Source organism: Dethiosulfovibrio salsuginis (assembly GCF_900177735.1).
GTDB lineage: Bacteria > Synergistota > Synergistia > Synergistales > Dethiosulfovibrionaceae > Dethiosulfovibrio > Dethiosulfovibrio salsuginis.
The window spans coordinates 19,447-28,611 of the sequence record NZ_FXBB01000031.1 but is presented as its reverse complement, the minus strand read 5'-3'; the positions used below and the strand labels follow the sequence as shown (position 1 = coordinate 28,611).

Annotated in this window: 5 protein-coding genes; 4 read left to right on the top strand and 1 reads right to left on the bottom strand. The window is 54.5% G+C overall.

Going from position 1 to position 9,165, the window contains the following annotated elements:
- The first annotated feature begins 534 nt into the window (after positions 1 to 534).
- Complete coding sequence (locus B9Y55_RS10300) at positions 535 to 2,193, top strand: dipeptidase (protein ID WP_085545274.1); 1,659 nt, start codon at positions 535 to 537, stop codon at positions 2,191 to 2,193.
- Positions 2,194 to 2,499: 306 nt separating this feature from the next.
- Here B9Y55_RS10300 and B9Y55_RS10295 read toward each other — a convergent pair whose 3' ends face one another.
- Positions 2,500 to 3,030: a DUF2179 domain-containing protein gene (locus tag B9Y55_RS10295; RefSeq protein ID WP_085545273.1), complete on the bottom strand. Its 531-nt coding sequence runs from the start codon at positions 3,028 to 3,030 to the stop codon at positions 2,500 to 2,502.
- Between the two features lie 124 nt (positions 3,031 to 3,154).
- On the opposite strand from B9Y55_RS10295, the gene B9Y55_RS10290 reads away from it, so the two are divergent.
- From B9Y55_RS10290 to carB, 3 genes are all read left to right on the top strand, one after another.
- Positions 3,155 to 4,792, top strand: a complete 1,638-nt coding sequence (locus tag B9Y55_RS10290; protein WP_085545272.1) for a bifunctional metallophosphatase/5'-nucleotidase — start codon at positions 3,155 to 3,157, stop codon at positions 4,790 to 4,792.
- 197 nt (positions 4,793 to 4,989) lie between these two features.
- Entirely contained in the window at positions 4,990 to 6,033 is a 1,044-nt protein-coding gene (locus B9Y55_RS10285; RefSeq protein ID WP_085545271.1) for a carbamoyl phosphate synthase small subunit, read from the top strand.
- Entirely contained in the window at positions 6,026 to 9,154 is a 3,129-nt protein-coding gene (gene carB, locus B9Y55_RS10280) for a carbamoyl-phosphate synthase large subunit (protein ID WP_085545270.1), read from the top strand. The genes B9Y55_RS10285 and carB overlap by 8 nt, the downstream gene beginning before the upstream one ends.
- The last annotated feature ends 11 nt before the right edge of the window (positions 9,155 to 9,165 follow it).

The following is a 9,165-nucleotide window of genomic DNA, read 5'->3' as shown; positions in this document are numbered from 1 at the left end:
CTCGTTGCTCATGCACTTTCTCCTCTCGGTTCGTAAATAGTTCACGTCGGTATTCTAACCTAAATTGGGGCCGTTCACACGGGCAAAAGATGGATTGTTATGGAACGACATATAGGGGAACCTCTAAAAACTCACTTTCTAGTCCCCTCGGAGAGATCGTTCCGCCTACGCTCTGGCCCAATCGTATACTCGACCTGCCTGTTTCGTACGAACCGCCTCGGAGGGCACGTCCTGTGCCCCCTCGGCTTGGGGCGACGTCCTGTCGCCCCATTCGACTACACGACGGCAGGTCGAGTATACGGGCTCTGGGCTCCGTCGGAACGATCTCTCCGAGGATTAGAGTTTTCTAGAGGTTCCCTGACGAAAGAACATAATGACTTCTTTTTGAGGGCTAAAAGTCAACAGATAGAAACAATTTTAAACTAAAATTGACCTTTTTGCCTTTTGTGATTAGGATTGAACAGTGGACACCTGGGATACAGGAGTCTCTCTCGCCTGTTTCAGGTGGGATATCATAGTTCAGGAGGTTTTTTCATGAGCGAGAAAAGCGTTATCAGAAAAGCTGGCATAGTGGCAGGGGCCTTTGCCCTATCCGCTATGTTAGTTGGGTCAGCTTTAGCCTGTACTTCTCTCATGGTGGGGAAAAATGCGACCGTCGACGGCTCTACCATCGTCAGTCACACCGTCGATGGATGGTACGATCACAGAATGCAGATAGTCCCTGGCCAGAAATGGGAAGATGGGGCCATGGCCCCTGTTTACAAGAACCTGTGCTATCAGACTATGCCCACCAAGCCCCTAAACAAGGTTGGTGAGATCCCTCAGGTATCCGAGACCTACACCTACTTCAACACAGGCTATCCGTCCATGAACGAGCATAAGCTCATGATGGCTGAGGCCACTTGGGGTGGGAGAGAGGAATCCTACTGCGACAGTGGCTGGATGACCATAGAGATGCTCCAGGTCTTCGCCCTTCAGAGGGCTAAGACCGCAAGGGACGCTATCGTCGTAATGGGAGCTCTCGCCGAGAAGTACGGATACGGCGATGTCGGAGAGGGACTTTGGATTGCCGACGGTAACGAGGTATGGCTCTTTGAGATAACCGGACCTGGACCTCTTTGGAACTCGGAGCTTGGAATACCCGGTGCTGTCTGGGCCGCCGCTAGGATTCCCGACGATCACGTCAGCGTCATCGCCAACCGTTCCAGGATAGGCAAACTCGACCTCAAGGACAAGGATAACTACATGGCTTCCTCCAATGTCATTTCCTTTGCCAAGGATATGGGATGGTGGAAGGAAGGGGAGGAGTTCCTCTTCAACAAGGCCTATATGCCCGCAGAGGACTACGATTACGCCCCTATCTGTAGCCGCAGAGAGTGGAGAGCTCTGAGCCTTCTGGCTCCGTCCCTTAACCTGAGCCCCACCGCCGCTCAGTATCCTCTTTCGGTTAAGCCCGATAAGAAGGTCTCCGCTCAGGATATTATGGCTATAAACAGGGATCACTATCAGGGAACCCCTTACGATCTGTCCAAGACCAAAGCAGGCGGTCCTTTCGAGTCACCGGTCTTCTACAGAGCCAACAAGGATCAGCGTCCTGATGGAACTAAAGACGTCTACTGGGAGAGGAACATCAGCATATTCCGTTGCTCCTACAGCCATGTGGCTCAGACCTGGGCGGACCTCCCCGATTCGGTCGGTGGTATTATGTGGTTTGGGCTGGATCAGCCTTTGACCACCGTCTACGTCCCTGTTTTCGCCGGAGTGACGAAGGTCCCAAGCAGCTGGTCCGATGGTTATCGTCACAAAATGGACAGAAACAGCGCCTTCTGGGCTTTCAATTTCGTCAGCAACTGGGCGACCCTCAAGTGGAACTACATGATCAAAGATATCGCCGCCGAGCGGAGCCGCTTCGAGGGCCAGTTCTTCGCCGAGGTCCCTGCCATAAAGGCTACCGCCGTCGAGATGCACAAGAAGGACCCCGCCAGTGCCGTAGAGTTCCTCACCAACTACAGCTACAACAACATGTTGGCGGTTGAGAAGGCCTGGTGGGAGCTTGGCGACACCCTCGTCGGCAAGTACTGCGATGGCTACGTCATGACCGACGAAGGAGCACAGGAGTCCGCTGGCTATCCGACCTGGTGGCTTGAGGACGTGGAGTACGGTAAGACATCCAACCCCGCGGACCCCAAGTAGAGATATTTTTTAGTTAAGGGAACCTCTAAAAACGCTGATCCTCGGAGAGATCGTTCCGACGTAGCCCATTTGAGCCCGTATACTCGACATGCCGTTGTGTAGTACGAATGGGGCGACAGGACGTCGCCCCAAGCCGAGGGGGCACAGGACGTGCCCTCCGAGGCGGTTCGTACGGAACAGGCAGGTCGAGTATACGATTGGGCGAAACAGGGCGCAGGCGGGACGGTCTCTCCGAGGGGACTCAAAGGTGAGTTTTTAGAGATGCCTTTAAAAAAATAGGGGGAGTGCCTGTTTAGGCACGTCTCCCTATTTTCTTTTCATCCTGAAATAGCCACCAAAACAGCTCTTGACGTCGAAAACCGACACGAAGGCTATGTTGTCCAGTATTCTGTTTATCTCCGGGATATCCTTTCTGTTGCATATTATCTTTATCACGTATCTAGGGCCGGTTTTACCTTCTCCTTGTATCACCGTGGTCCCGAATCCGCCTTCCCTCAGTTTCTTTATCACCTCTAAACTGTGTTCATCGCAGGGGGCCATGGCCTCTACCAGGGTATAGCCTTTCATAAGGCGGTCTTCCAGATAGGACCCTACGTAATTTCCTGTGGCGTATCCGAGACAGTAGGCGATGAGCTCTAAAGGCCTTAAAACCCTGCCGCCTCCCAGTATATGACCTAAGACGACCATGTAAAGCATTACCTCGAAAAATCCTATCAGTGCGGCGGCCATTCTCCGGCCTCTCACGAGTTGGAGTATTCTAAAGGTTCCGAGGCTCACGTCGGTAACTCTGGCACAAAATATCAACAACATACTGATCAGCGACGGGATATCGACCATAAATCATCATCCTTTCTAATTTTGAGCTTTGAGTTATATCGGTAGATTATGGTATGCTTACCGCATCGAGTTGTAGTTCTATCTTCCGTTTTTAGACCATACTTAACAATAAGGAGTGGTTTTTGTGAGCAAAAGGAACGGTGTTATTCGTGTTTTAGCTGTTTTGTTTTTGGTTCTCCTTTCAACGTGCCCCCTATGGGCCAAAGACGGTGTCGTCAATATCGTCGGTTTCAACGATATGCACGGCAAGATATTCTCCTACGAGGCTACGGTAAAGGTCGACGGTGAAAAGGTCAAGGAAGACGTCGGCGGTGTCGCCAGAATAGCCACCGCTATCAGGGAGATAAAGGCCGAGGATCCAGGCAACACCGTAGTAGTCCAGATGGGCGACACGGTAGAGGGGCCTCTCTTCTTCTTTTTCCACGGGAAGGCCGAGTTAGCGGGGATAAACGCTATTCCGGTTGATCTCGGTATTCCGGGCAACCACGAGTTCGATCTTGGGGCGGATGTCTTCGGTGAGTTCCTGAAATCCGCATCTTTCCCGATCATCTGTGCTAACCTGGAGACTACCAGAGATGACCTGAGACTTCAACCTAGCTGGACTAAAACCCTTGAAAATGGGCTTAAAGTCGGTTTCTTCGGTCTTCTATGCACCGAGTTGGACTCCCTCACGAGCCCAGGTCCTGACGTCAAGGCGGGACAGGACCTTGTCGCAGTGTCGAAAAAAGCCGTTGAGGACCTCAAAGCCGACGGTTGCGATGTCGTAATAGCCCTTACCCACATAGGAATAGAGGCGGATAGGCTCGTCGCTCAGTCGGTAAAGGGAATACACGCCATACTGGGAGGACACAGCCATACCGTCATGAGCGCTCCGGAGATAGTCGAGGGGCCTGATGGATGGAAAACAATGATAGGCCAGGCCGGATCCATGGCCCGTTACATAGGTGCGATGAAGCTGGATATCAAAGACGGTCTCGTCGACGAGGCTAATAGCTCCTGGAAGCTCATAGAGATGCGCCAGTCCATAGCCAAGGCTCAGGACGTTCAGGCCGCAATTGAGCCCTTTGGCGAGGAACTCAAGAAAAACTTAAGCAAAAAGGTCGGAACCATGCCTAACAACGTCGACGCCACAAGGGACGTTGTCAGAGGACAGGAATCGGCCCTAGGCAACTATCTCGCCGACGGACTTCGCTGGAAAGCCGGGACAGACGTGGCCTTCGTAAACGGCGGTGGCATCAGAGGGGATAAAATTATCCCCGCAGGAGACGTCTCCTACAACACCATCATGGACGTGTTCCCCTGGGGTAACACCCTTCAGACCTTTGTCCTCACCGGCAAAGAGCTGAAAGAGGTCATGGAGGTCTCCGGTTCGGCTCTTATAGGAGAAGGCGACAAGTACGAGCCCAACGACAGAGCTCCCAGTGGGGCTTTCCTCCAGATCTCCGGTCTGAAGGTCCTGTTCGATCTCTCCAAAGAGCCTGCCCTGATAGACAACGATTCCAAGCTCATCAGGCCTGGGTCGAGGGTCGTCTCCCTTGAGGTCAAAAAAGGCGACGAGTGGAAGTCCGTTGTGGACGACCAGGAATACACCGTCGCCGTCTACTCCTGGACCGGAAGCGGTGGAGATAAGTTCTACACCTTTGCCTCGAAAAAGGGACAGGACTTCTACGTATCCGACTCCGACGTTTTTGCCGAGACGGTAAGGCACACCGACGGAATAGTCGACCCTGTTGTAGACGGAAGGATCACCATAAAACGCTAAAAAAGGTAAAGACGGAGAGAGGGAGGCCCATGGGCCTCCCTCTCTCCGTCTTTACCTTAGGCTTAGTCTGTTGTATTCTACACTTCGGTTTATGCAATCGATTGCAAGCTTGATTTTTGTGCTTGGTTGGTGTATCCTTCTATGAACTAAAAATCACTACATCTTTGTTTGAAAACAAAAGTTCACGGGAGGTGCCTATGTATCAGCTCAATCTTACCCTCGCCGACGGAACCAGCTTCCCCTGTCGGTCCACGTTGCCCTCTCCATCATTAGATGGCGAGATAGTCTTCACCACCGCCTATCCTGGATACTCTCAGTCCATCAGCGATCCCTCCTATTACGGTCAGATCCTGGTGTTTGCCTTCCCCTGTATAGGCCTATACGGCCTTGACGAGGAAGACCTTCAAAGCTCCCGTCCCTGGGTTAAAGCGGTTATTATCGGTCGTATAGAGGATATGGACGGTAACGTTCGAGATTGGTTACATCGGTGGGACGTCCCTATCTTGGTTGGAATCGACTGTAGGAGCCTTATCCTCCGGATAAGGGAAATAGGGACCTCTATGGCTCGGGTCTCAAAGGCGGCAGAAAAGCCCTTGATCGACGCTCTCGGAGGTGATTTGGTTCACCAGGTTTCCTCTAAATCCTCTAAGTGTTTCGGTGTGGGAGATCTCTCATTGGCCTTGATCGACTACGGGGTAAAGTCGGACATAGTTCGCCGTCTTGTCCGATTGGGGTGCAAGGTCACAGTTTTGCCCCATATGAGTTCCGCCTCTACGATATTAAACGGAGGCTTTGACGGGGTGTTGCTGAGCAACGGCCCAGGGGATCCGTCGGAGCTGTCGGAGGAGATCGCCGTCATCCGTGCCCTTATAGGTTCGATACCTGTTTTCGGGATATGTCTAGGGTGTCAGCTGTTGGCTCTGGCCTGCGGAGCGAAAACCCAACGACTTCCCTACGGCCACAGAGGCAGCAACCATCCTGTTGTGGAGGAAAAATCCGGTCACGCCATTGTCACCAGCCAGAACCACGGCTACGCCATATACGAGTCGAGCCTGGATGGGACCGGCCTGGAGGTTATCTTCAGGCATCTCGCGGACGGCACAGTCGAGGGAGTCCGCCATACCGAGACAGGGGCCTGGGGCGTTCAGTTTCACCCTGAGGCGGGAGCGGGCCCTCTCGACGGGCTCTCTCTGTTTGACCGATTTATAGACCAGATCAAGGAGGCCCAGCCCAATGGATAAAAAGACGGTGGTCCTGGTTATAGGCTCCGGTCCTATCAGGATAGGACAGGCAGCGGAGTTCGATTACTCCGGAAGCCAGGCGTGCAGGGCGCTTAGGGATGAGGGGTGTTGGACGATCCTCCTCAACAGCAATCCAGCGACCATACAGACCGATACCCTGCTGGCGGATGCCGTATATATTCGCCCTCTGACGGTTAAATCGGTGGAGGACATTTTAAAGTCCCACCAGGTCGAAGGCGTCCTAGCCACTTTAGGGGGCCAGACCGGCCTTAACCTGTGCGTCGAGTGTCATAAGCTGGGGCTCTGGGATCGTTACGGCGTAAAGGTTATGGGGACCTCCGTCGAGTCCATCCTCCTGGCGGAGGGACGGGAGGCTTTTCGTGATCTCGTGGTGTCCATAGGCGAGCCGGTGGTTGAGAGCGCCTACGTCTCGTCGGTGGAGGAGGCTATCGACTTTGCGGATAAAACCGGTTTCCCCCTGGTGATTCGCCCTGATTTCACCTTAGGTGGGACAGGAGGAGGTCTGGTGGAGGACAGCGATTCTCTGGTTCATACTGTCGACGGTGGCCTTAGGGCCTCCCCTGTGAACAGGGTGCTGGTGGAGAGGTATCTGAGGGGCTGGCGAGAGATAGAGGTTGAGGTCGTCAGGGATGGGTCAGGAAACAGACTGGCGGTATGCAGTATGGAGAACGTTGATCCTATGGGGGTCCATACCGGAGATTCGGTTGTTGTCTCGCCGGTTTTAACCCTTAACGATAGACAGTGGCAGGTTCTCCGACACTCGGCCCTTCGTATAGTCGATGCCCTGGACGTGAGGGGAGCCTGTAACGTCCAGTTCGGCATATCCCCGGACGGGGAGGATTACGTCGTCATAGAGGTCAACCCTAGGGCCAGCCGATCCAGCGCCTTGGCCAGCAAGGCTACAGGTTATCCTATCGCCAGAATGGCAGCAAAGATAGCCCTAGGCCGTTCTCTGGCGGAGATGCCAAACCCTGTTACCGGGAGCGGCAGCGCCATGGCCGAGCCAGCGTTGGACTACGTGGTCGTAAAGGTCCCTCGCTTCCCTTTCGACACATTTAAAGTTAAGGACCGTTCTCTAGGGACGAAGATGAAGGCCACAGGGGAGGTCCTTGCCATGGGGCTGTCCTTTCAGGAAGCTTGGATGAAGGCCATGAGATCCCTTGCCACGGAGCCCTGGATGGATAGAGACGAACCGGGCCGTTCCGACTCCGAGCTGGAGATGGACCTGACATCCCCTACCGATCGCTGTCTTAGGTCGGCCATAGAGCTAATCCGCAGAGGTAGATCGGTGGAGTCGCTGTCCCGTCTGTCCTCGGTCCATCCCTACTTTATTAAGGCCATGGAATCCATCGTCCTCACGGAACGCCGCCTCGGAGGAGATCCTATGACCCAGGATCTCCTCCGATCGGCGAAAGCTGAGGGTTTCTCCGACGGGGCGGTCGGGAAGATGGGCGGTATGGACGTCGAAGAGGTAAAAGACCTCCGAAAAAAGTGGGGAATATACCCTGGATACCGTGAGGTCGACGGATGTGCCGGGGAGGTCCCGGCGGGATCGGGCTATTGGTACGGGACTTACGGTGCGACAGGAGATCCTTTTTCCCCCTCTTCAGGGGAGCCTATCGCCGTTATAGGTTCAGGGGCCATAAGGATAGGCCAGGGTGTGGAGTTCGACTACTGTTGCGTTAAGGCCGTCGACGCCCTGAGAAGACGGGGCATAAGGTCCATCATGGTCAACGATAACCCTGAGACCGTCAGCACCGATCACGATATATCCGACGGCCTATACGTCGAGCCTCTCGCACTGGAGGACCTGGAAAACCTGTTACATCGGGAGGGAGTCTCATCGGTTTTCGCGTCCTTTGGAGGACAGACCTCCCTGAGGCTTGGCCTGGAGCTCGAGTCCGTCGGTATAGGCCTTCTAGGGACCTCCGGTCGGACCTTGACAGCCGTCGAGGACAGGGGAATTTTCGCCGACCTCCTGAGGGATCTGGACATAGCCTTTCCCGAGGGCGACAGCGTCAAAGACGTCCAGGAAGGCCTTGCGGTAGGGGAGAGACTGGGATTCCCCCTGATGGTTCGTCCTAGCTTCGTCATAGGAGGGGCGGCTATGAAGGTGGTGTCCAGGCTTGAGGATCTCGATTCGGTGCTTCGTTTCGCCTTCGACTCCGTTCCGGGACAGGAGGTTCTTCTTGATCGATTTCTCCCTGGGCGGGAGTTCGAGGTCGACGCCCTTTGCGACGGAGGTAAGGTCTTTATCCCTGGAATTTTTGAGCATCTCGATCCCTCAGGAACCCATTCAGGGGACTCGGTGGCCCTATTTCCAGACCTCTCTCTGACCGACCTTCAGAGGGACGAGATAGTCGACATATGCTCTAAATTAGGGAAAGCTCTCGATATAAGGGGCTTTCTCAACGTCCAGATGGTCCTTCACGAAGGAAGGCTGTCGGTAATAGAGGCCAACCCCAGGGCCAGCAGGACCGTTCCCATAGTCGCAAAGGTCACCGATCTGCCTTTGGTGGATATGGCGGTGGGCCTGGCCCTGGGAGAGGGGCTGGAGTCCTTCGGGGTCGAGGGGCTTCACAGACACAGCGGCTCCATAGCGGTCAAGGTTCCGGTGTTCTCCACCGAGAAGATCCCCGGAGTCGACACCAGGCTTGGCCCTAGAATGAGCTCAACAGGGGAGTCCATGGGGGTGGGGGCTTCTATGGCGGAGGCCCTTCGAGAGGCTTGGGAGGGAGCTGGATGGTCGCTTCCCATAAAAGGCAGGGTCCTTTTCTCCGTGGACGACGAGAAAAAATCCGACTCCTGTTCTGTGGCGGCCCTCTACAGTTCGACAGGATGGTCGGTGGAGGCCACCTCCGGCACCGCCCGTTTCCTGAGACGATGGGGAGTCGAATGTAATGAGGTCGACGGGGACAGGGATCTCTCGTCCGATATAGCCTGTGGTAAGTGGGATCTTGTGGTCAACATTCCCGGTCCTGAGAGCGGTTCGGTCCTAGAGGGGTTCAAGATGCGTCGGGCTGCGTCGGAATCGGGAGTTCCCTGTCTCTTTTCCCTTGAGACCGCCTCGGCTATGGCCATGGCGCTAAAGTTGACATAAACAGTTGGGTA